The sequence below is a fragment of the Methylosinus sp. KRF6 genome (assembly GCF_018887255.1).
Lineage (GTDB): Bacteria > Pseudomonadota > Alphaproteobacteria > Rhizobiales > Beijerinckiaceae > Methylosinus > Methylosinus sporium.
In genome coordinates this window covers 1,381,672-1,403,263 of sequence record NZ_JAHLJF010000001.1, presented here as the reverse complement: position 1 = coordinate 1,403,263, position 21,592 = coordinate 1,381,672, and the positions used below count along the sequence as shown (strand labels likewise).

The 21,592-nt window shown below is 62.1% G+C and carries 19 protein-coding genes; 13 read left to right on the top strand and 6 right to left on the bottom strand.

Annotation, left to right across the window (positions count from 1 at the left end):
* Positions 1-103 precede the first annotated feature (103 nt).
* The 7 genes from KP010_RS06745 (at position 104) to KP010_RS06715 (ending at position 8,075) form a co-directional block, all read left to right on the top strand.
* Complete coding sequence (locus KP010_RS06745; protein WP_216280681.1) at positions 104-1,375, top strand: PepSY domain-containing protein; 1,272 nt, start codon at positions 104-106, stop codon at positions 1,373-1,375.
* Between the two features lie 47 nt (positions 1,376-1,422).
* On the top strand, positions 1,423-3,570 hold the full coding sequence (locus KP010_RS06740; RefSeq protein ID WP_216280680.1) for a S46 family peptidase: 2,148 nt from the start codon (positions 1,423-1,425) through the stop codon (positions 3,568-3,570).
* A 418-nt stretch (positions 3,571-3,988) separates the two neighbouring features.
* The gene (locus tag KP010_RS06735; RefSeq protein ID WP_216280679.1) at positions 3,989-4,573 is read left to right on the top strand and encodes a hypothetical protein; all 585 of its coding nucleotides are present in this window, start codon (positions 3,989-3,991) and stop codon (positions 4,571-4,573) included.
* A gap of 1,126 nt (positions 4,574-5,699) precedes the next feature.
* Positions 5,700-6,059 carry a hypothetical protein gene (locus KP010_RS06730; RefSeq protein ID WP_142864565.1) on the top strand — a complete coding sequence of 120 codons (360 nt, stop codon included), beginning with the start codon at positions 5,700-5,702 and terminating at the stop codon, positions 6,057-6,059.
* A 57-nt stretch (positions 6,060-6,116) separates the two neighbouring features.
* Positions 6,117-7,235: a hypothetical protein gene (locus KP010_RS06725; RefSeq protein ID WP_216280678.1), complete on the top strand. Its 1,119-nt coding sequence runs from the start codon at positions 6,117-6,119 to the stop codon at positions 7,233-7,235.
* 133 nt (positions 7,236-7,368) lie between these two features.
* Complete coding sequence (locus KP010_RS06720; RefSeq protein WP_216280677.1) at positions 7,369-7,770, top strand: hypothetical protein; 402 nt, start codon at positions 7,369-7,371, stop codon at positions 7,768-7,770.
* Positions 7,758-8,075 (top strand): hypothetical protein, encoded by a 318-nt coding sequence (locus tag KP010_RS06715; protein WP_216280676.1) that lies wholly within the window; start codon positions 7,758-7,760, stop codon positions 8,073-8,075. The genes KP010_RS06720 and KP010_RS06715 overlap by 13 nt, the downstream gene beginning before the upstream one ends.
* 307 nt (positions 8,076-8,382) lie before the next feature.
* On the opposite strand, the gene KP010_RS06710 is transcribed toward KP010_RS06715, so the two are convergent.
* Genes KP010_RS06710 through KP010_RS06700 form a run of 3 tightly spaced genes read right to left on the bottom strand, consistent with a single transcriptional unit; the run spans position 8,383 to position 12,133 of the window.
* Complete coding sequence (locus KP010_RS06710) at positions 8,383-8,934, bottom strand: hypothetical protein (RefSeq protein ID WP_216280675.1); 552 nt, start codon at positions 8,932-8,934, stop codon at positions 8,383-8,385.
* 1 nt (position 8,935) lies between these two features.
* Positions 8,936-11,323, bottom strand: a complete 2,388-nt coding sequence (locus KP010_RS06705) for a DotA/TraY family protein (RefSeq protein ID WP_216280674.1) — start codon at positions 11,321-11,323, stop codon at positions 8,936-8,938.
* 54 nt (positions 11,324-11,377) lie between these two features.
* Entirely contained in the window at positions 11,378-12,133 is a 756-nt protein-coding gene (locus tag KP010_RS06700) for a hypothetical protein (RefSeq protein ID WP_185966629.1), read from the bottom strand.
* An 897-nt stretch (positions 12,134-13,030) separates the two neighbouring features.
* On the opposite strand from KP010_RS06700, the gene KP010_RS06695 reads away from it, so the two are divergent.
* On the top strand, positions 13,031-13,345 hold the full coding sequence (locus KP010_RS06695; protein ID WP_216280673.1) for a hypothetical protein: 315 nt from the start codon (positions 13,031-13,033) through the stop codon (positions 13,343-13,345).
* A 164-nt stretch (positions 13,346-13,509) separates the two neighbouring features.
* Here the strand turns inward: KP010_RS06695 and KP010_RS06690 are convergent, their stop codons facing one another.
* From KP010_RS06690 to KP010_RS06680, 3 genes are read right to left on the bottom strand one after another with little or no spacing between them, the layout of a single operon-like run.
* Positions 13,510-14,718 (bottom strand): hypothetical protein, encoded by a 1,209-nt coding sequence (locus KP010_RS06690; RefSeq protein ID WP_216280672.1) that lies wholly within the window; start codon positions 14,716-14,718, stop codon positions 13,510-13,512.
* Between the two features lie 12 nt (positions 14,719-14,730).
* Positions 14,731-15,282: a hypothetical protein gene (locus KP010_RS06685; protein WP_142864574.1), complete on the bottom strand. Its 552-nt coding sequence runs from the start codon at positions 15,280-15,282 to the stop codon at positions 14,731-14,733.
* A complete protein-coding gene (locus KP010_RS06680; protein ID WP_216280671.1) occupies positions 15,279-15,767 on the bottom strand; it encodes a hypothetical protein in 489 nt (162 codons plus the stop codon). The genes KP010_RS06685 and KP010_RS06680 overlap by 4 nt, the downstream gene beginning before the upstream one ends.
* A 705-nt stretch (positions 15,768-16,472) precedes the next feature.
* On the opposite strand from KP010_RS06680, the gene KP010_RS06675 reads away from it, so the two are divergent.
* The 5 genes from KP010_RS06675 (at position 16,473) to KP010_RS06655 (ending at position 21,584) form a co-directional block, all read left to right on the top strand.
* Positions 16,473-16,913, top strand: coding sequence for a helix-turn-helix domain-containing protein (locus KP010_RS06675; protein WP_159729435.1), 441 nt, complete (start codon positions 16,473-16,475; stop codon positions 16,911-16,913).
* Between the two features lie 90 nt (positions 16,914-17,003).
* Positions 17,004-18,347 carry a hypothetical protein gene (locus tag KP010_RS06670; protein WP_216280670.1) on the top strand — a complete coding sequence of 448 codons (1,344 nt, stop codon included), beginning with the start codon at positions 17,004-17,006 and terminating at the stop codon, positions 18,345-18,347.
* A gap of 314 nt (positions 18,348-18,661) precedes the next feature.
* Positions 18,662-19,288 carry a DotI/IcmL/TraM family protein gene (locus tag KP010_RS06665; RefSeq protein WP_216280669.1) on the top strand — a complete coding sequence of 209 codons (627 nt, stop codon included), beginning with the start codon at positions 18,662-18,664 and terminating at the stop codon, positions 19,286-19,288.
* Between the two features lie 16 nt (positions 19,289-19,304).
* A complete protein-coding gene (locus KP010_RS06660) occupies positions 19,305-20,261 on the top strand; it encodes a DotH/IcmK family type IV secretion protein (RefSeq protein ID WP_216280668.1) in 957 nt (318 codons plus the stop codon).
* The gene (locus tag KP010_RS06655) at positions 20,262-21,584 is read left to right on the top strand and encodes a DotG/IcmE/VirB10 family protein (RefSeq protein WP_216280667.1); all 1,323 of its coding nucleotides are present in this window, start codon (positions 20,262-20,264) and stop codon (positions 21,582-21,584) included.
* The last annotated feature ends 8 nt before the right edge of the window (positions 21,585-21,592 follow it).

The window sequence follows — 21,592 nt, the reverse complement described above, 5'->3', positions numbered from 1 at the left end:
GAAACGTATCGGGATTAGACCGGGTAACGCATGGGACTTCGCCATTGTCTCCCGATTACCGAGACAAGGCCCGATCGTCGATGCAAAATGATGGAGGAACGAGATGAGCATCGGCCAAACCAGGATCGGGGAGGCGGCGCCTCGAGCGGCCGAGCGCGTGCGGAGCAAAGGGAGATTGCGCCGCTTCTCTATGTCCGCGCACCGCTGGATCGGACTTGTCGCCGGCGCCTATCTCGTCCTCGCCGGCCTCACGGGAAGCTTCCTCGCTTTTTGGCAGGACATCGATGAATGGCTGAACGCCGAGACGATGCTCGTCGAGCCGCCATCCGCCGACGCCGCCTATCGGCCACTCTCGGAAATCTTCGCGGCGGCGCGGGAGCATATGCCGCCAGAAGTCGCGCCGGGGTCGAAATTCCCGATCTTCATGAAGTTTCCGGGCCATCGCCGCGGCGCCATCTGGGTCGCCTATATTACGGGCCTTCCCGACAAGGCGACCACCGATCCAGGCGCAAAGCCGGATATTTCGAAGATCGAGGGCCGCACGATCTTCGTCGACCCTTATCGCGCAGCCGTGACCGGTGAACGCCTTCAGAACAAAATGAGCGACGCTTTCGCGCAGCCCTTCGTCTATCTGATGATGAGCCTCCATTGCGCGCTGCTCTGGGAGCCCTTCGGGCGGATCGCCATCGCTGTGGTCGGCATGTTCCTGCTCGTCTCGACCTTCGTCGGCATCGCGCTCTGGTGGCCGTCGCGTGGCAAATGGAAGACGGCGATCGGCGTTAAGTCGAAGGCGTCGCCGGAACGGCTCGTATACGACATACACAAAACGGTCGGAGCACTTCTGGGACTCGTTCTTCTCGTCTCGATCTTTTCCGGTGTCTATATGAATTTCAAGGCGCCGTGGCGCGCGCTCGTCTCCCTCGTCTCGCCGGTTCGCGAGCTGCCGATGAAGGCGAGATCAGAGGCGGCCGAAGGACGCGCGCCGCTCGGTCCAGATGCGATCGCCGACGTCGCGGACGCGATGTTTCCTGGCGGCTATTTGCAAATGCTGCAATTTCCGCTCGGCGCCGAAGGAACCTATGTCGTCGGCAAGCATGCCGACGACGAGATCAACAAGGCCGGCGGCGGTCGTATCGCAATCATCGACCAATATAGCGGAAAGGCGCTCGCCTCACAGGATCCTCACGCCTTCACGGCGGGCGAACGCTTTTTCGAATGGCAGTATCCGCTGCATTCGGGCGAAGCCTTCGGCGATGTGGGACGCGCCTTCATGGCGGTCTTTGGCGTGATTCCGCTCATTCTATATGTAACAGGTTTCATCCGCTGGCGGCATAAACGGCGCGCGCGCCAGTTCATGAAGCGACGCCGCGCGTGATCCTCTTTCGGTAGAGGCGCGATCGGTCGCGCACCCGGAGCTTCTTCATGACATTTTCGCCTCGTCTTCGTCTATTGCTCGCTCTCGGATTGCTCTCCTGGGCGGGAGCCGCGTCGCCTCGCGCGGAGGAGGGCTTTTGGCTCTTTTCCGAGGCGCCCATCGACAAGATCGCGGACAAATATGGAATCCGACTGACATCGGACTGGCTCGATCACCTCGAGCAATCGACAGTCCGGTTCAACACCAAGCGCTTCGACGTCTATATCGGCGGATCGGGAGCCTTCGTCAGCGCCGATGGACTGATTGTCACAAATCGCCATGTCATTCCCCGCCAACTTCTCGCCGCGATATCAAGGCCCGATGCAGATCTGGCGCGTGACGGTTTCGTTGCGATGAGCGAGCGAGAAGAGCTCGAGCTTCCCGGCCTCTCGCTCGACGCCATCGTCGCGAGCGCCGATGTGACGGCGCAAGTCGCGGCGCACGTCACAGCGGCGGGGCTCGGAGCGGAAAACGAGAGCAGCCGCCGCGAGGCCATCGGAGAAATTGAGCGAAATGCGTCGCGAGCGCCCGGACTCGTCGCGGAAGTGGTCACGCTCTATTCCGGCGCGCGCGACATCCTCTATGTCTACCGCCGCTATTCGGACATAAGGCTCGTTTTCGCGCCGGAAGCGGAGGCTGCTCGGCGCCTGGGCGATCATCCGGCGCCAGTTTTCGACGTAGCGCTGGTGCGGGCCTACGAGAGCGGCGTCCCGGCCCGCTCTCCCCGGTTCCTGCGACCGTCGATGCGCCCGCTCGCCGAGGGGGAGCCGATCTTCATCAGCGGCGTACCGACCAAGTCGAGCCGCCGTCTCTTCGTCGCCGAGCTCGAGGCTCAGCGCGATATCGAACTCCCGCGCTGGGTGAGAGCCTATGCCGAGTTTCATCATCGGCTCGCCGCCTTCGCCGCAGGAAGCGCGGAGAAGGCTCGAGCCGCGGCGCTGCTTCTCGGCACGATCGGCTTTTCTCGACAGATCATCGAGGATCGCCTCGCATCGCTACAAGACGGACATTTTCTCGCTTTTCGTCGTCAAAAGGAGAGCGCGATTCTGACAGCCCTAGGCGAGCGTCGAGATGAACAGTCGATCGAGCTCATCCGTAGCGTCGGGGCGAATGTGGCGGGGCACGTGGAGAACAAGTTTCGCGGCGAGCTTCTGGCCTTCGGCGGCCCTCCTCCCTGGCGCGGGCAAGTGGTCACGCTGCCCTATGGCGTCGAATTGGCGGGACCGCTCTATTCCTTCGGCAATGTTCTGCTCAAACTGCGCCGAGAGCGGGAACTGCCGGAGAAGGACCGCAGCGACGGCTATCGTGTGGACGAGCGTGCCGAACTCGAGAAGTGGTTGCTCGGCGCTCAAATTATCGATCCAGACATCGAAGCCTTGCGGCTCATGAGCTTCTTCGAATCGCTCGTCGAGACGTTCGGGGCGAACCATCCGGTCGTGCAAATCACGCTTGCCGATGCTTCCCCGGCGCAAAGAGCGGAGAATCTCGTCCGCGGCACACGGCTCGCCGACCCGGCCTTTCGTCGCGCCCTATACGAGTCCGACCGCGAACATTTCGACGCCGCTCGCGACCCTCTTCTAGATATGTTGCGCTCGGTCGAACGTGAAAATTCGCGCATCGCGGATGCGTGGCGCGAGAGCGAACGTCTCCTCGACGAGGAGGGGGCTCGCGCGCGACGGGTTGCGGCGTCGGTTCGTGAGGAGAACAGCTATCCGGACGGAACGCGTAGTGCGCGCTTCGGTTTCGGAGAGGTGCAAAGTTGGGTTCGACAAGGCTCGAAGATCGCCGCTGTCACGCCGCTGGCCGCCTATTACGACAGTGACGGCAGTGATCCTACGGATTTTCGCCGGGCCCCGCCGCCCCGCTGGGCGCTGGCCGCCGACAAGATCGACCGCAAGGTGCCGCTCGATTTCGTGAGCACAGCGGACGTGGTCGGAGGCAACTCCGGGAGCCCGACGGTCGACGCCGAGGGGCGGCTCATCGGCGTCGTTTTCGGCCCAGGCGCGATCGAAGGCGCTATTGCGGCCGACATCGCGTACCAAGCCGGAAAGCCTCGCCGGACCGCTCATGTCACCGCGGCCGCGATCATAGAGGCGCTCGCGCATGTCTACGACGCGTCTCGCCTCGTCGACGAGATGCAGAGAGGCGATCACTGAACATCATCCGATCCCACGCGGATGTGCGGCCTATGAATTAGCGACGCCAGATTCCTTCAGGGATAGAAATTTGGCTGGAGCCCTTCGGGCATCACAGGAAACGAACTCAACGGTCAGCCAATCCTCCGCCGTGAACGTGCGCGAAATTGGAGGGAAAGCGGACCCTCGTGACGTCCGCGACGAACGGCCGCAATGTATAGAGAAAGCCGACCTTCGGTTCGCGAAGGTCGAATGTCCCCTTCTGGCGCATCCTCGCCATTAACGAACGCGAGAAGTTTGTTCGAACGTCACGCCACGAGCGCCCTGAACGCGCGTCAGTTCGCCGAACTTGATGTGTTCGAAGTTGGTTCACCCAGGCTGGCGTCCTATGATCCACGAATGAGAGCGCGGCATTCATCTCAGCGGGGAGTTGGACACCATGGGGAAAACCAAATGTGAAGGGTGCGGCCGTCAGACGCCGAGCTTCGAGATCGTCGAATATGGTTCGATGGAAAACGGATACAAGCAGCTTTGCCGCCGCTGTTTCAATAGCGAAGCGGCCGCCGCCGCCGGCCTCAAAGACTTCGAGCATGTGGAATTTGACCCCATACGTCTGAAAGACAGCGGAGGAAAGGTCCATGAATTCCATTTCCGTATATTCTTGTTTGGGACTGGCGTCGCTTTGGACGCGTTCGAACTACGCAAGGGAGCCCCGGCGGGCTACCAGTTCCAAGTGATTGCAGGCCCCGAAGAAGACCTTCTCGCCATGCTCGGTCGGCTGATCGCAAAGATACAGCGTGCCCTTGCCGTAAAACATCTCGAGGACGGCGAGCACGGTCTGCAGATCGCAAAGGCCGGCGTGGTGCGCGCCCTCATCGACTGGGATCCCGCGACAGAAGGAGGCCTGCCGCTCCTTATCATTGATGGACGGGAGATTTCCTGGGAGGATTTGGGCCGATGCCTGATGTCATTCGAGGGATTCCAGTTCAAGTTGGAGGTGCACGACAAAAGCGATGAAGTTTGACGCTGCTGGGCGCCGAGGAAGACAAGACCAGTGCTGAGGCCGACATGGTTTGGCGAAGCGCAACTTGCGCGGATCCGCTTGTGAATTCCCAATTGACGAAAAAGCGTCTTGCGGTCCCTGATGCCAACACCCTCAGCCAACCCCTCATTTTCATCCAACGGCGAGCACGGCGGCCGTCACTGAGTTTTGCATGATGAACGCCTGGAGGCGTTCCAAGAGCGCGATCAATTTCGGCTCTGGCATGTTCGGATCGGCAACGCGATCCCGTATAAACATCAGTAGCGGTCTGCCCTCCCAAACGACGTCGCCACTTGACAGCGATTTCCGCTAGTGGTTCGCTGATTCTGCAAGTGGATCGGCTAGGGCTTTCGGGACGGTGACGTTCCGGAAGCCTTTCTTGTTTTACGCGACGAAACTTCTGATCGATCGTCGAAAACTGCTGCGCGGCGGCATATTCTTCGTGCTGCTCAACAAGCGCGCTCAGCGCTGCGAGGGCACGCAGACAACATCCATTTTACGGGAAATGCGCCTTCAGCTCCATATAGGCTCCGTGAAGGGAGAGAAGTCTTCACCGCCGACGCTCGACCCCGGTCTAGGGAGCGCGCTCTCCAGTAACTCATCGAACCCTCCGATGTGGCGAACGTAGGCGGCGTCTCGATCGAAAAGAAGGCCACGTTTCCGTTTCGACGATCTCTGTTTCATATCAGACTCTCTTTTACGTCAGAGCCGTTGCTGCCGTGGCCAACAGAACCGACACGCATCGATGTTGAAGCGCTTCGGCGCGAATGTTTCGAAATGCGTCACGTCGACGCCGAGCGGCGAATTATGGGTGCGGCGAAATGACTCACTCGACACCGATTCGCGATTTCGATGCGCTCTGCGGACTAACTCTGGAAAGGCGTGAGTCCTGAAGGCAAGTTACGGCGCAAGCGTTGGCATGGCGACGACTCTTGAAGCAGAAACAGCGGGGTATTGCGTAGGGGAGATGTTGCTGTATTCTCGAGACCGAGACCTGTGACGAAGGCGGCGCGCGCGGTTCCTACCCCCTCCCTTTGCGTGTGCGTCTATTCCGATCAGCGAAACCAAAAGTGACGGCGCGATGTTATGCGTCAGAGCGATATCTTTTATGGAGCAGGGGGAGGCATTATTTTCAGCAGGGTGCGGCGAAATGGCGAAGCACGAACGAATTGACGACGCTGCCGTCGACAAAGCCTGTCCGATGACACTCGAACAGCAATGCGATCACCTCATCCAATTGGTGTTCACTCGCTATGGCAGCATGACGACGATCATTGCCCGCGTCGCGGCAGATGACGATATCGACCGCCGCTTTGTCGAGCTCGCTGGCATTCCACCGCGAACTCGCGACGACCTGCTGGCGAAAAAGGCATTGGCGACCGCATATACGGAATTGTTTGTCGGAAGGCCGAATGTCCTGACCGAGCTTTTGAAATCGATATGTGACGATTTCGAAGCGATCACATAGTCTGCGCTTTGGGTTCGCGCAGAATTTGCAGATGCTGGTGGTCGAAAGGAGACCACCATGAAATCGCATTCGGTTACGATCGCCGCGATACTCGCCGCGACGCTCGCCCTGGGCGAACCAGGGACATCATGGGCTGGAACAGAGAACGACGCGGGTGGGTCAGGAGGCCCGCCCGTGTCCGAATTGGAGAAGGGCGCCGCGAGCGTGGCTCTCGGCGCGTCGAAGCTTTCACCCCTTGCAACGGAATTCATCGAGCGGACGCCGGCGCTCAATCATCTCGCGAAAGCCGGCGCGCAGCTGTTCGATGCGGAGGGAGCGCATGGCCTGCGCGCGGTGGTCGCGCGGCAGGGCGAAGAGTTCATGATCTTGCAGGTCACGCCGGACGGCGAGGCGATCGTCGCGGGCGTGCAGACCGATTTGTCGGCAGATCTGCTGCTGACGATTGCCGGACGAAGCGAGCCACGAGTAACTGAGCTCGGCGTGAGCCACGGGATGCGAGGGCTGTTCGTGCGTAATGGACGACAGTTCCAGGTGTTCTACGTCACGCCGGATGGCGAGCGGGTGATCCCGGGCGTGATGTGGGACGCGAGCGGAAAAAACATCACGCGTGAACAAGTCACGCCGCTGCCCGGGGTGGCGCCCACCGTGACGATCGGCGGCGAGAAGGAGACTGGAGCGGGCAGCAGCGCCGGCCGGGGCAAGACCGTCTCGGCATTGGAGGCCGCCCGTAGCGCGACCTTCGGAACGATCGGCGCCGAAGCCGCGCCGCGGATCTACGTCTTCATCGATCCATTGTGCGGATATTCGGTTCGCGCTCTGCAGCAGTTGCAGCCGTTCGTCGCGGCCGGGAGAGTGCTCGTCGCGATCATACCCGTGTCGTTGCTGGACCACGAGGATGAAGGCCGAAGCACCAAGAGCGCCTTGGCGATGTTGAGCAAGCCCGCCGATCAAATGGCGACGGCCTGGTCGCTTGGTGATTTGAACGGGCCGCCCTTGAGCGGAGCGGAAGAGCTGCTTCGACGAAACATGGCGATCGCCGAAGCGATCACACTGCGCGGGACCCCGACGGTGATCTGGCGGAAGCAGGATGGCTCCGAGGGGCGGGTCGATGGGCTGCCGGAGGATTGGAATTCCGTGATCACATCCATAGGGAGTGAGAGCCATGCGGCGCGATAGATGGAAGCCGAATCGATCGGACACACTGAAACGAATCTCGCCGCTGAACAGAGCGTGGAACGAGGTGAAGTGGATCGGCTCCATACCGGGACGTGCGTTCCCGAAGCACGAAGTGACCGAAGGAGGCCGTGTTTTGACGGGATTGCTCGCCGGGGTTCGTCGTGGCCTGCGGCGCGATACGCGGTTCAGAGTCGATGTAGATCGCCACTTCGATCTCGAGGCGACGGCCTTTCTCCACGGCATGAAAGTCTGGCAGGTCGAGAGCCGCTTGCTACGCCGTCGCCGGCAGACCGCGCTCTCGGCCTATGTCTTTTTCGGGGCGGGTTGGGTGCTGTTCTTCTACTGGCTGTTCGAGATCGCGATCACGCCGTGGACGACTTGGAGCATTGCGCCGGTGCTGGAATTCGCGCCGTTCTGCTTGTTTCTCTTTCTGACGGCGTTTCAAAGCGGGCTGCAAAATTATCAGCTCAGAACACGGCGGCTGGCGACGGCGTGGGAATATCTCACCACGTCCGAGCGATTTTGGCCGAGCTGAAACGCGCTCGTATCCGCAACTCGACCCCGCCGAAGTCGCCGGCGGCGTCGACGACCGCGCCGAGAAACGCATGGCGCGCTGCCATTCCGATCGATCTCCAGCATGGCGAAAAAGGCTCGGGCGATGCCCAGTTTTTATCCGCGCATGGCCCGACGCATTTGGCCTGCAACGGCGAGCGAGGCCAGCTCGCTCGCGTGATTCGGCCGATCGGCGGACGATCGCGTGCGGCCCACGATCAGAACGTGCCGGGAGGCGCATTGCGGGAGCCCCCCGCCACGCCGGTCGCCCATGGCGCCGATTCGTAGTTGGGCCGGGTAGCCTGGGTGGAAGGTTCCGCCGGCTTGACCACGGATCCGTTCCTATCGATCACCGGCGGCCTCCATGTGGCGTTGGCCTCGCCATAAGCGGCGTAGGGGTCGTAGAATGGATGCCTGACTGTGGGGGCGGGAGGCGCGTCGTAATCGGCCGGGGCGTGGACATTTCCCGAGGAACACGCCGCGAGCGGGAGGGAGAGGTAAATGAGTGGGAGGAAGAGCTGTCGCATGAGGGTCTCCTGTGCGAAACCATCATGCGACGAGGCTGCGCGAATGCCGTCATGCTATCTGAAGTGGATCACGTCTTGAGTGCTCGCCACAGAGCGGCGATTCGTGGCCCCAGAGCGTCAGGGCGGCAAAGGATCTCGCCCTTCGACCACGCATCAATCATTTGATAGACGATAGACTTGAGTTCGGAATACTCTGGACGCTCTGCCTTGCCTTGTTCTGCCGCCTTGAGCAGAGACCAAAGACATTCTTCCAGACCGCTTTTGAATTTCTGCGTATTCAACAGTTTCCTGGAAGTCTCTTCGCCATGACTATCGGAGTTGGCCAGAGACTGTCGCAGGGATTCATTTTCGGCGACGAGCTGAGCATTGCGCTTCCGCTCCTTGTTGAGGAGGTCCATCCAGGCGTTGAAATCTTTGATATGGATCGAACGCCAGCCGGCGCGGTACTCGGCTTCCTGCTGGGCGTCGACGTTGCGCAACGCCGCCTGTTCGCCATTGCGGAAGCCATGGTTTCTCCCGTTCCGAAAGCCATCGCTCTCGCCGCTCGAATAGCCATCAGAGTGCCCGACCTCATACCAGAGAAGGCCGCTTCCAGAGCCGGGCTCGTCATCGTCGCGCATCTCAGGCCTCCTTATTATGATCTCCGACGTCGGTTTGTGCGCTCAAGGTCGAGTCGACGTTTCCATCTTTCGCCGAGCTCCCTGCCGGACCGGTGATCCCCTTCCGCGGAGAGGATAGCGTGCGGGTCGAAGATGATCCTACACCGTTCGCGCCGTTTTGTCCCGGCTCCTTGGTCAGCTGATTTCTCGCGTATCCGTCGATCGTTCGCAGGGTTCCGCGCGTTCCTGTCCACGCGGCCGCCTTGCTGAACTCGTCCATATCGACGCGGTTCGCCGGCGAGAAGCCGAGCATCTTCGGCACATGATGCGGGATGAGCGAGATCAGTCCGAAGGCTTTGATCGCGACCACGATATGCAGCAAGACGAAAATCGCCAGGAGCACCACGAGCCCGATCAGATTGGTGACGAACCAGCCCTTTTCGAGAACAAAATGCACAGCGACTCCAAAGCTTATGCGGATGAGCCAGGAGACCGACGAGAACACGAAATAGCCGGCGAAGAGCCCCAGGAGCATGAGGACCGGCCGGAAGAGCACGTTGAACAGTAGCTCATAGACCTGGATGGCGCGACCATGCAGGCCCTCGCCCTCGAATGTCATATGGGCGACCATCATGAGCGGAACGGCGATCACCGCTTCGATCACGAGGATCAGATAGCCGGTCACGCCGGCGATCCACATCACCCAGGGGATGAGCGGCAGCACATAGGCGATCATGATGCCGGGAATGAGAAGCGCCAGGAGACCGAAGAACAAGGGCGTCAACAGCGCCTTGAAGACGTCGGAGACCGTGGCGAGACCGGCGGCGGCGGCGGCCCCGGCGAAATTGCCGGTGAGCAGCGAGAAGGCCGCCGCTCCCGTCTGAACGGTCCCGGACGACGCGGCGATCGCGAGCCCATAAGCCGTCAGCGCCGCGGTCATGAGATATTGGCCGAGCGTGATGAGCGAGCCGAAGGGGTCAGACCACTGGTTCGATGTCGGAGAGATGCTGTTCGCGATATAGTTCAAGAGCGGCTCGCTGAGATTGATCGAACGGAAAACGCGCTCGATCCAGGAGCCGCCTTCGCGAGCCGCAGCATTTCCGAACGTGTCGGCGTTACCTGCAGGCGGGTTAGCCCCGTCGGCGGTGTTCACATAGGTGCGCAGCTGCGCGAGAAAATTGTCGCTGGCTTGGATCAGCGGCGCGAGATCTGTCTTGAGCGCATTGCTCCAGCCGCTGTAGCTCGGGCCGTTGACGATCGGCAGATCGTTGAGCAGCGACAGCGTGCGGCCATTCAGCTGAGCGAAGGTCAGATAATAGGACCCGGCTGACGCCCATCCGAGCGTCGACAGATCGGTCGTCGTGTTGTTGATGAGACCGAGCTTTCCGGTCCGCGCATCCTGGGGTTTGATGGCGTTCTGCAGCTGCTTCTGAATGTCGCTCGCCGCAGAGGTGAGCTGCTGCGTGTAGTCGCGGGTCGCATTCTGATAGGCGGCGAGCAGCGGAGTGAGCGCCGAGGTCTGCTTCGTCTGCCAATAGCTTTTCGCGACACTCTCGGCAACGGGACGAATATCCGACGCGATGATGTTCTGGAGAATTTCCTTCTGCTTTGCCGTCATGTCGGTATTGACGCCGGCGATGGGCTGCTGCGCGCCGGAGGGCTGGTTGACCGTGATCGTGCCGCAGCTGGGCGAGCCGGTCTGATTGCCCGGGGACAGCGAATAGGCCCAGGTGGTCGAGCCGGAGACGAGCGTCGGCGTCGGGGCTGGCGCAATCTGCGGGTTGGCGGTCGCTTCATTGACGAAGGCCCGGCAGAGCTCGTTCTCCATGACGCCGAGAACGATGTTTTTCGTGCCGGGGACGATCGGCGTGGCGATGACCATTGCATCGGGTCCGATGGCCTTGATCGCGAATTTGAAGAGCGATCCCGCCATGCCGATGCCCCACATGGAGGTTTGGACGACGGCGGCCTGACCGATCGAGAACCCAGACGTTATCGGGAACATCATGATGGCGGCGAAGCCGATCCTCACGACGAACATAGAGGTCATCGCGTTGGTGAGGAGATTGCTGGTCTCGGCGGTGCGATAGATATTCCAGATGGTCAGGTAGCACACATAGAACATGCCGAGAGCCATGGAGAAGCCGGTGAAGCGCCCAAGCAACTCGCCGATGACGGTGGCGGCGGAACCGGTGCATGTCGCGGACTGCGCGGCGCCGCTGCAACTGCTACCGTTGATCGGGAATACCGCTTTGATGACTTCCGCGGCCCAGTCGAGGCCTGGATCCAGGGCAGACCAGCTGACGTCGTAGTTCGGCGCCGCCGGGGTGGCGGATTGGGCGAGCGCCGGGGTGGCGCAAGCCACGGCGAAGAGAGCGATCGAGAGAGTGGGAAAGGTTCGGCGTGACATGGCGTCCTCGCGTGCAGATTGGTCAAAGCAATTTCGGGGGACGAAAAGGAGCCATCACGGTCCCGGGCTCGGGGAGGGCCGCGCTTCGGGATCGCGGTGAAACACGGCTTTGATTTTTTCGAGGACTTTTTCGACGATCTCGCGGGCCTTTTCGCCGAGATGCTCCAGCATGCTGCCGTCGCCCTCATGCCTGGGAATGGAGGAAGCGGCCTCGCCGACGGCGGCGTCGAGCTTCTTGAAATGATCGGTCCAGTTCGAGGCGTTTGGATGGGAGCCTAGAGCCGAAACGACTGCTCCTCGGTCCTTGCCGTATTGCCTAAGAGCATCGGCGGCTCGATCGTAAGCAGCGCCGAACGTATTGTTCTCGGAAATTGCTGCCTTGAGCTCCTCGCGCAGTCCTTCGAACCGGCCTCCAGCCTTCATGCCCTCGATTACAGCGCTCATGCCGCCCCTATTATTGGCGGCGGCGTCCTGGATGCGATTGAGGATCGAGGCGCCCGGCGCGTCTCGAAGCGCGCTCATTGCGTCGAGGGCCGCTCTGCCAGACGTATCGGCGGCGTGCAGCAGCGAGTCGTCGCGTTTCGATTGCATGCGCGTGTTCTCGAACTTCTGCAGGCGGCGTTGGACGTCTTCGGTGTTCGCCTGCTTCTCGCGCGCCGATGGCTCACGCGGCTGTTGCGCGCCTGGCTGCATTGCCGCTTGTGACGATGGCGTTGCGGCCTCCAGAATTCGGCCGATCGCGCTGGCGGAGCGCCCGACCACCCCGAGGGCCTTTCCGAACACGCCGCCCACCACGATCTTTTCCTGCACGAATTGCACTTCGTGTTTCGTGATCGGATCAGTCTCGTCAGGGTCCGGCGGTTCCGACGATGCCGGGGTTTTCGGAGCGTTGGGAGGCGTGGCCGGCGAGGCGGGCCGAGCGGCCGAAGCAGCAAGATTGCGGTCGTCATTGGCGGGCGTCGAGGGGGCCGGAGCGCCGCGCGAAGCAGGCGCCGGACCTTCGGACGAAGGAGCTACGGGAGACTTCGCCTGTGCGTTCGGCTCGTGAGCAGTCTCTGAAGACGTCGATGCGCGCGCCGTCGATGGAGCCGCAGCGTCGAAAGCCGCGATCTCGATTTTGCTTCTATCCGCGAGCGCGGACGGCGTGTTCGCCGTTTCGTCTGCCGGCTTGTTGTGTGACGTTACGCTCGGCTCCGCCGGCGTAGCGGAAGCCGGCATATTGCGAGGCGATTCATCGGCGACCGCGGGAGCCGTCCCAAAACCCTCGGGCTCCGATGGCCGTGCGGCCTCGACCGCAGCGTGATCGGAACTCGCGGAAATGGAGCGAGCCCTCGGATCATCGAAGGCGTCGATCTCCGCCTGTCTCGCGGGAATGCCCCGCGTTTCCGCGGCCGCTTCGGGAGCGGTCGGCGGCGCGCCGACCAACGCGACAGAAGGAGCGGGAGACATCGCGATCGGACGTTCGGGCTCAACCGACGGGCTGGCGATCGGCTGCGCGCCCGCCTCTCGGCGTGGCGCGTTCAGCACCTCGAATGACAGGGCGAATATTTCGCCTTGGACGGCCTTCGTCATCTGGTTCGATTTGGCGGCGATTTCCGCCGCCTTCTCGCGTAGCCGCTGGACCAGATCGGGGTCATCGAGCGTTTGGGTTTTTTCAAGAAGACTGCGCATCTGCTCGTTTTTGAGCCCAGGGCTCGACACTGCCAGTTGCGTGAGTTGGTCGCGAAGATCCTTGTCGACCCGGAGCGGACCGACAATTTTTTCTGCATCCTGCGCCGCATAAGCGAGAACGGTCTTGAAACTCGGATCGCGGAGCCGCTCGTTCGGATTGTCCAGAAACGTATCGGCAACGCGATCAATCCGCGCGACGAGCTGAGGATCTCGTACTTCGATCTGCGGCCGGCGTTCCTCGAGCTGGGCGAGCAACCCGGCTGTCGCCAAGTGGTCGCGGGCGCGCGTCAGCTCTTCACCGATCGTCTTGCGCTCGCGCGGGTTCATTGCGCCGTTCAGCTCAGCGCGTAGCTCTTCGACATGTTGCGCGTTGGGCGCGTCGACGCGCCGCTCGTCAGAAGCAGAGGTCGGATCGGGCTTGCGGGGAGAATTCTCGGGTTCGGTCGGCATGGGATTTTAGCCTCGTGGAACAGAGAAATGGAGAAGGAATTCGTGTGATGGAAGGCATGGGGCGATCAGTTGGAGAGGTTCGGGGTCGGCAGCTCGACGGCAGGCTTGAGGGTCTGAAGGTCGCGCTCGGCGACCGCCGCCAGCGTCGTGGCGTTGACGCTCGCGTTCTTCATCGCCATTCGGTAGTTCTCCAGGAGCAGGTAATTGGTGACGGCGAGCTCATTGGCGATCTCGCGTTCGACCGCGGCAGGCGTCATGCTCTGCAGCTGCGCCGCCGAATTGACGTCGCTGTATCGGCGATGCACGTCGAGTTGCAGGGCTTGCACCCAGGAGCCGGTGTCGACGGCCGTAAGACCTTCGTTCTGCATCTGCTGCTTCTGTGCGGCGTTGAGCGGAATCGACGGCGATTGAGCGGCGAGGACCTCGTTGAGCACGCTGCGCGCCAGCGAGACGCGCGACTCGTATTGGCGTCGCCGAACCGACGCTTCCTTGGCGGTGAGCGACGTCATTTGCGCGCCCCGCTGCGCCGTCGGCACGATCGGCTGGATCAGATTGGTGACGTAATCGTTGGCGGAATTGACGCCGTCCTGGCCGTCATAGGTCCCGGTTCCGAACAGCGACGAGGCGCGCTGATCGGCATTTTCCCGTTGGGACGCGCTGCAGAGGCCAGCGGCCGCTTCGTCCGCGGAACAGTAGCGCGAATAGTGCAGCATATTGATCGCTTCGACGGCCTGGGCGGCTCCATAGTAGGACGGCGTGCCCTTCGCCGCTTCGCCGCGTTGATCCGCGACCGTCTGGATCGCAGTGGCGACTTTCCACGACTGCCCCGCACCGACCGTGATCGTCTGGCCATTGTCGAGATGAGCGCAATGCAATGGACTGACGACATGTTCGTCGCGGATCACAGCGTTGCGCTTGTCGCGTTCGAATCTCGCCATGGCCGCGTTCGAGGCGTCGGCGATCTGTCGCTGGGCCGAGACCTGCGCCTTCGAGTAATTGGCGTTTTGCGTAAACCCCTGACGAAGGAGGGTAGTCACGTCTCCATAGCTGTTGGAGCCGAGCAGGCTCGCGAGTGGACCATTCAGGCCGAGCTGGCCCGTGATCGTGTTCAAGAAACTGTTGGCTTGGTCCTGAAGCTTTTGCAGCGCCTGCTGAACCGCGATCGACGTCGCATCGATGACCGCCAATTGCGCATTTGCGGGAGCTGCGCCGAAGACGATGGCTCCGATGACGACGCCCGTCGTCGCCGAAAGAAGATGAGAGGTCTTGTTCATAGGATTAGCTCCTCACCAGAGGCCGATCGTGTTCGGTAGCGAGTATCCGGTCGGCGCCCGGCCGGAGCCATTGACGTAGAGACTGCCGCTGCCGCCGGCGCCGCCGATTCCGATGTAGCCCATGGGCGGCCCTCCGCCGCCGAAGCTCAGCTTCGGGCAGGAAAGACCGCCGCCGAGATTGCCGCCGAAGTTGAACGCGCCGAGATTGAAGCCGCTCAGCGTGATGCCGCATTGCGCGCTGCCGAGCGCTTTCTTCCAGGCGTTGGTGACGGCGTTGCAGAGCTGGCCTTCGATAGCGTTGAAAAGATTCGTCGGGTCGAGGAGATTGACCACGACATTGAGACCGACGCCCTTTAGAATGTTGTCGAGGCAGGTGAGCGACTTCACAGTTTGGGGCGGTGCAATGTCCTTGTCGTCCGCCGCGATGCGCGCCGACGCGGCGCTGGCGGCCTGTTGGTAGAGCGTGCCGCAGGCGCCGGCGGAACCGGACGGCGGCGCGGTTTGCGCAAGGGTGGCGGTGGAGAGGGCGATTGAAACGGTCGCCGAGATGATCGTGCGTTTCATAGATAGGATTCCCTTTGATTGAATTTGTCTCGACGGCGCTCCATCGCGCAGAGGGCGAGAGAGCGAATGCGAAGTTCGGCAGTGATGCGACGGAGCAGAGCGTTTCTGGTCGCAAAGCGTGTCGCTCTACGGATCGCGTCGGAGGCGTCTCCCACCTCGGGCGCGATGAGAGCGGCGAGTATCACCTTGCGATTCGGCTTGTCGGGCTCCGTCAACCAAACGAGCAGGCGGAGGAGCCGCTCGGTCCCAAGCTGCGCGAGCACGGACTGGAACAAGGTTCGAGATGGATCGGTTCGAATGCATCGCGCGAGACCTGGCGGGTCGAACGCTGCGGCGTCGTCCAGGGCGACGCCGAGAGCGACGACGGCTGACTCGACGCTCGGATCCAACTCCGCGCGACGAGCCGCCTCGGGCAATTCGCTCAATAGATCGAGCCGGCTCGGATCGAGCCAGCTACCAGTTTGGAGGATGTCGAGATCTGGCATTCGGCCTCCTTTTCTGCTCGAGGCAGGATCGAAGCGTTGTGCGCGAATGACGAACGGATTTATCGACGGGTGATGGAAACCACGCGCTCGCGAACGACCGCGCGGAGGCCGAGCGGACGGATCGCGTCGCGGAGCACGCTCGGCCATGCTCGTCCTCCGCGCCAATCCACGAGGACGTTTCGATCCGCCTCATTGATGAAGCTGACTTTGATCGGCGCGGGGACAATTTGTCGCACCGCGAAGGAGAGAGGTATCGCCGTTCCGAAACCCCGCGCCAGCAAGCGTTTTGGCGTGGAATGATCGATTTTGCTCTTCTTCGACGGCGACGTCGCCGGCCGTGTCCGCGTTGGCGAGCGCTGTGGGGCCTCGGCTGGCGGCGTCGGCACGGAAACCGACCCTTGTTCCGTTGGAAGCAAGGAGAAATCGGCTTTCGCCGGGTCATGAAGACATATTAAAACCAGGGTCGGGCAGACGCGCAGGATCGTTGAGGCTCGCATGGGGAATGTCTCCGTTGATCCGGGGAGCGTGCGAGCGATCTGCGCGAATGACCACGGTGAATCGACGATCTCGGCGCGAGCCTGCCGTGATCGGGCATCTATTCGCGAACCAGGATCATTCGGGAAGCGGTATTGTCGGCTGCGTGTACTAGTTGCCAGATATGAATCACATCGAAAAGGTCACCGGGGAGAGACGAGGCGCTGGGCGATGGTCAAGAAAAAAAAGGAAGAGCAACAACCTGATGACAAAGAGCAGGAGGAGAATAGAGACGAGTTCCTGGTGGCGATCGGAGAGCGAATCCGGGCTTTGAGAACGTCGCACGGGTGGACGCAGCGCACGCTCGGCGATCGATGCGGCATGGCTGCGACCGCTATCTACCTGATCGAAAAAGGAACGCAGAACAGCTCTCTCACGACGCTGAAAAAGGTTACTTCGGCGTTGGGCGTGACGGTGGCGACGGTGCTGCCGGAGGCTGAGAGGGGAGTCGAAATGTCGTTTCGACTGTCGGAAAATTTGACGAACAGATCGGAAGAGCTGCTGGAAACGCTTCGCTCTCGCCGCAAGTCCGTGGACGCTTCGTTCGAGGAGATCGAAAAAAAGGTTCTCGTCTACCTCGAGCTGATGAAGGACCTGGAGGCCCCGAAATAGCATCTGACAACAGCGTATAATATATGGTGCGTTGACGCTCTTGTTAAACGGTGTTATCGGTCTGCTTCGGTGAGAGCCGGAGCAGACGCCATGCTCGATTGCGACCGTTCATTCGAAACATCCATTTTCAAAGCCACGCCCCATGAGGCGGGATTGCTTTTGGCGCTACTGGGCCGCGAATTGGCCAGCGCCGAAGGCCTCATCGACGGAATGTTGCGCGTCGGTCTCGGCGTCGACGCCATCGCAGCCTATTTGGGCTGTGCGCGAACGACCATCCTCGACGAAATTGCAGACCGAGCGATTCCCATCGATTCGGATCAGCTCGACAAGCCATTCCGGCCGCGCAAGAACGCCTGGCCGCTGATGGATCACACGCTGTTCATCGTCGGATGGACCTGCGGCGTGCGTATCCCGGCTTTGGCCGAATTGCTCGGGCGTTCAGCGGGTTCGCTCTATGGAAAGCGCCGTCGCATCGGCCTGCCGACGCGACGTCTGGCTACGGCGGATGGCCGCAGGAAGCCCGAGCAGCCAAAGAAATCCGCCTCCGCGTCAGCGACGACGCATGACGACACCTCCGCGCCTGCGACAACAAACGGGAAGCGAACACGTCGTCAGCCGACCCCCGAAGCGGTCGCAACGCCGACGGTGGATGCGACCTCGGAATCGCTGGAAACATTGCTGGACGTCTCATCGACGCCGATGGTTTCTCCCGTTCGCCTCGCGCCGGAAACGACTCAGACGATTGAGGAAATCCTGTCCCCGCAAGTGGAGCCGGTGGACCCGCCGCCCGCGACCCTTCCTCCGCATCGCCCTTCCGAGCCCAAAATCGAAGGACCCCTCGCCGGCGCCAAAGAGAAAAACCAGCGCGCTCCACGACAAGCGAAGCCGCTGCCATCGATCGCCGAGACGCATCCCGAATGGCATGCCGCGACGGAGCATTTCAAGGCGAACCGGCTTCCGCATGATGTGGCTATCATTGGCTGTCCCTCCATCGAGCTGAAAATTCTCACGGCTGTCGGGATACTGGGCGGAATGAGCAAGGCCGCGATCGAAGCTGCGACGGGATTGACCCTTCCATGCATAGGCAGCCATGTGTCTCGGATGCATCTCAGCTCAAAGGGCGCGACCAGCTCCACCTTCGATCGGCAGCGATACGAGGACGCCTTGAAGGTGCTTACCCCGAAAGCGGGCGGAGTGTCGCGTTGCTTGATATTCCGCGCGCCCGGAGACCATCGCCCCAACGTCGTCGACGAGAGCAACGAAAGAAGACGAAAAGCAGCGATAGGAAAGATAGGAAAGATAGCGAAGAACGCCGACGAATTCGTCGAGGAGAAGCTGAAACACGAGCCGTGGTGGACCGGGATCGAGGTTCGCAACGGCGTGCGCTTGTCCGCCGTTCCCAGCCTGTCGAAACCGTTCGAGTTCACGATATAGACTTCGTCTGCGACAGCATCCCGACAAAGCTGACTTCGCTTGCACGCACTCTGCTGCGCGAACGGTGAGCGCTACGCGTGATCCGACGGCGCCGTGACGCAGTCCCGGGAATCGCCGCGCGAACGTGTCGCTCAATCTCGACGGTTGCGATGATTGCGACGCAGTATTTCTTGGCGCATCGTCGTAGCGCGCGCTTCGCGAGAGACGTCGACGTCCCTCGTCGAAAATTTGCGGACACACAATTTGTCACTTTATATTCGCACACACCCTCTCGATGATCGTCGACATCGAATCTCTTCGAGAGGGATCGTTTCATGCAAAACGAACACGCCGCGATCAACCGCCGATTGTCCGATCCGGATTTTCAGGCGTCTCTCCTCAGCAAATCAATCGGCCTCGCGCTCGGCGCGTCGCTGCTGACGACGGTCTTCGTCGTCCATGACGTGTATCTGTGGACGCATCCGCCGACCCCGAAATATTTCGTGATCGACGGACGGAAAACGCGCGAAGTCACGGCGCTCGACACGCCGATCGTCGACGACGCGCAGCTGCTCGATTGGTCGACGCGCGCCGCGCTCGCGCCCTACAACATCAACTACAATGATTATCCGCAGCAGCTCTCCGCTGCGAGCCGAAAATTCTCCAAGCACGGCTGGAACAGTTTCGCCACGAGCGTGATGGACACCAAGAATTTCGACACGATGAAACGGTCGATGCTGCTCTGCTATGCACAGGCGCAACGCGCCGCCGTCATCAGCGAAGTCGCCACGATCGCGGGAGCGCTCGCCTACCGCATCCAGGTTCCGATCGTTCAGACCTGCCAGAACAGCCAGCAGAACATCACGCAAAATCTCGTGATCAAAGCGCTCGTCACGAGAACGAACGAAGAGGATCGCCCGGACGGCCTGGAGATCGACGAGCTCGTGGCGGTTCGTCAATAGCAACGAGGGCAAAACGATGCAGCACAAGCGAATATCATTTGGCGTGGCGGTCGTCCTTTTTGCGACCGCTTCGCCGTGCCTGGGGCAGCAATCGGCGAGCCTTCCGGGAACAGCCGATGGCGGAGGCGTGCAAGGGTCGGGGTCTGCCGATCGCGCCGCGAACATCATTCCCCTGACGCCCGGAATGATCCGGGATCTCGGTAAAAGGTTCGGGGACAACAAACGCGCGCAGGAGCAGGCGACGACGGAGTTCGCGGCGCCGGCGAGCCGTCGCGTCAATGTTTCCTTCGCGCCGGGGCAGGCGGTCAACATCATCCAGACGGTGAAGGGCTATCCGACGGCGATCTCCTTCTTCGACCGCACCGGCGAGCCATGGCCGATCCAATGGGACACGAACAGCAATCCCGCGGCCGTGACCGATGGCGGGAATTGCAACACGGGGCAGAACGCCAGCGGTCCCGCGGTCGCCGCAACGGGCTTTTATGTCTGCACGCCGGCCAAAGGATCGAACGTCCTGGAGATCACGCCGATGTCGCTGCAGCCGCGCGGCGGCCTCGTGGTGACGCTGCAGGGCGCGCCGAAGCCGATCAGCTTCCTATTGATCGGCGGCGGCGCTCGCTACGACGCCGATATTTCGATCCAGGTGGCGGAGCGGGGGCCGAACGCGAAAGCCGGGACCGTGCGCGCGAGCGCGCCGGATACGGCGGCGCCGTTCCTCACCGCCATGCTCGACGGCGTTCCGCCGGCCGAGGCGACGCCTATGTCGGTTCGAGGCGTCTCTCCCGACGAGCTGCGCGCCTGGCGGCTCGGCGATCGCGTCTATCTGCGCACGCGTCTCACCTTGATCTCCCCGGAGTGGACAGCGTCCGAGGCGGCCGAAGGAGGCCTCACCGTCTACCAGCTTCCCGCGACGCCGGTCGTGCTGCTCTCCCATCAGGGACGCACCGTTTCGGCCTCTTTGACGGAGGATTGAATGTCCGAGCTGTTTTCCAAGATCCCGCTGCTGTCGCAGCTTCGCGAGTTCAACCGAGGCGGGCGCGGCGGCCCGGCTCGGATCGTCACGATCGCCGTGGTCGGCGTGTCGATGACCGCGCTGCTCGTCGGCGTTTCGTCGATCTCGCACCCGGCTCTCCCCGAGTCGTCGGTCGCCAAAATGCCGGAGGTCGATCCGCTGCCGGGCGGCATGCACAGCAATCCGGCGCAGGACGCTCTGCTGAAGCGACATGCGCAGAGCCAAGCGGACAAAGCGCTCGCGTCGGGAGCGTCCTATACGCCGCCCCTGCCTGCCGCGGCGCCCCTGCGGCTCGTCGATCGGCGCGATCCTGAAGAAATCGCCACGGCGGAGGCGCCGCCGGCGCCCGCGGTGGTCCCGATTCCCGAACCGGCGCCGCTCTACGTCCCTCCCGAAAGACCGCAAGAGGAAGCGCGCGTCGAACAAATCGCCGCCAACGAGCCCTCGAGCACGAACGCGAGCGCTGGAGCGAACGACGAGCAATTCAGGCAGGCGGTGGGCGATCTGTTCAAGCAGTGGGAAGGACGGCCGCCGCGCACGGATGTGGTCTTGGCGCCGGCGGCGGATGTTCGCGACGACCTCGCGCAGGGGCAGGGCGCGCGCGTCGAGCCGCGCGCCAGGAACGTGCGACCGACGCCGCCGGCGCAACAACAGCAACGCGCGGTGGAAACCGTCTTGGTCCCGGCGGGGCGCGGCGTCTACGCCCATACGGTGCTCTCGGTCAATTCCGACACGGGAGGACCGATCGTCCTGCAGGCGGACACGGGACCGTTGGCGGGCGATCGAATGATCGGGATCTTCTCCAAGAACCAGGCCGCCGGCGCGCTGTTCGGCGACACCGAGCGGCTCATTGTCCGGATCAATTCGGTCGAGCACCACGGACAGACGATCAACGTGCAAGGCCTGGTGATCGCGGCGGACAGCATGGAGACCGCCGTCGCGACCAGCGTCGATCAGCATTACATCGAGCGCTTCGCGCTGCCGACGGCGGCGGCCTTCGTCGCCGGTCTCGGGCAGGCCATCGCACTGTCGAATTCGACGATCGGCTACACGCCGTTCGGCGGCATGATCCAGAGCTACGGCAAGCTGGACTTCCGACAGCAGGCGGGGATCGCCGGCGGAGCGGCGGCCGCGCAAATCGGACAGACGCTGCAACAGCAAACGCCGAAGGGCGCAACGGTCTTTCTGGCCGCCAATGCCGGCGTCGGCGTCATCTTCTTGGCCAATGTCGTCGCGGCGCCGGAGACGGCGAGCGTCGATCCCGCGAATCTCAACACGAAGTAGGAGCAGAC

Bases quoted from the DNA above. Each gene is read 5' to 3' on its own strand.
- KP010_RS06740 (WP_216280680.1), top strand. From the start codon at position 1,423: ATGACATTTTCGCCTCGTCTTCGTCTATTGCTCGCTCTCGGATTGCTC.
- KP010_RS06660 (WP_216280668.1), top strand. From the start codon at position 19,305: ATGCAGCACAAGCGAATATCATTTGGCGTGGCGGTCGTCCTTTTTGCG.
- KP010_RS06665 (WP_216280669.1), top strand. From the start codon at position 18,662: ATGCAAAACGAACACGCCGCGATCAACCGCCGATTGTCCGATCCGGAT.
- KP010_RS06685 (WP_142864574.1), bottom strand. From the start codon at position 15,282: ATGAAACGCACGATCATCTCGGCGACCGTTTCAATCGCCCTCTCCACC.
- KP010_RS06705 (WP_216280674.1), bottom strand. From the start codon at position 11,323: ATGTCACGCCGAACCTTTCCCACTCTCTCGATCGCTCTCTTCGCCGTG.
- KP010_RS06725 (WP_216280678.1), top strand. From the start codon at position 6,117: ATGAAATCGCATTCGGTTACGATCGCCGCGATACTCGCCGCGACGCTC.
- KP010_RS06710 (WP_216280675.1), bottom strand. From the start codon at position 8,934: ATGCGCGACGATGACGAGCCCGGCTCTGGAAGCGGCCTTCTCTGGTAT.
- KP010_RS06745 (WP_216280681.1), top strand. From the start codon at position 104: ATGAGCATCGGCCAAACCAGGATCGGGGAGGCGGCGCCTCGAGCGGCC.
- KP010_RS06690 (WP_216280672.1), bottom strand. From the start codon at position 14,718: ATGAACAAGACCTCTCATCTTCTTTCGGCGACGACGGGCGTCGTCATC.
- KP010_RS06680 (WP_216280671.1), bottom strand. From the start codon at position 15,767: ATGCCAGATCTCGACATCCTCCAAACTGGTAGCTGGCTCGATCCGAGC.
- KP010_RS06670 (WP_216280670.1), top strand. From the start codon at position 17,004: ATGCTCGATTGCGACCGTTCATTCGAAACATCCATTTTCAAAGCCACG.
- KP010_RS06735 (WP_216280679.1), top strand. From the start codon at position 3,989: ATGGGGAAAACCAAATGTGAAGGGTGCGGCCGTCAGACGCCGAGCTTC.
- KP010_RS06675 (WP_159729435.1), top strand. From the start codon at position 16,473: ATGGTCAAGAAAAAAAAGGAAGAGCAACAACCTGATGACAAAGAGCAG.
- KP010_RS06730 (WP_142864565.1), top strand. From the start codon at position 5,700: ATGGAGCAGGGGGAGGCATTATTTTCAGCAGGGTGCGGCGAAATGGCG.
- KP010_RS06655 (WP_216280667.1), top strand. From the start codon at position 20,262: ATGTCCGAGCTGTTTTCCAAGATCCCGCTGCTGTCGCAGCTTCGCGAG.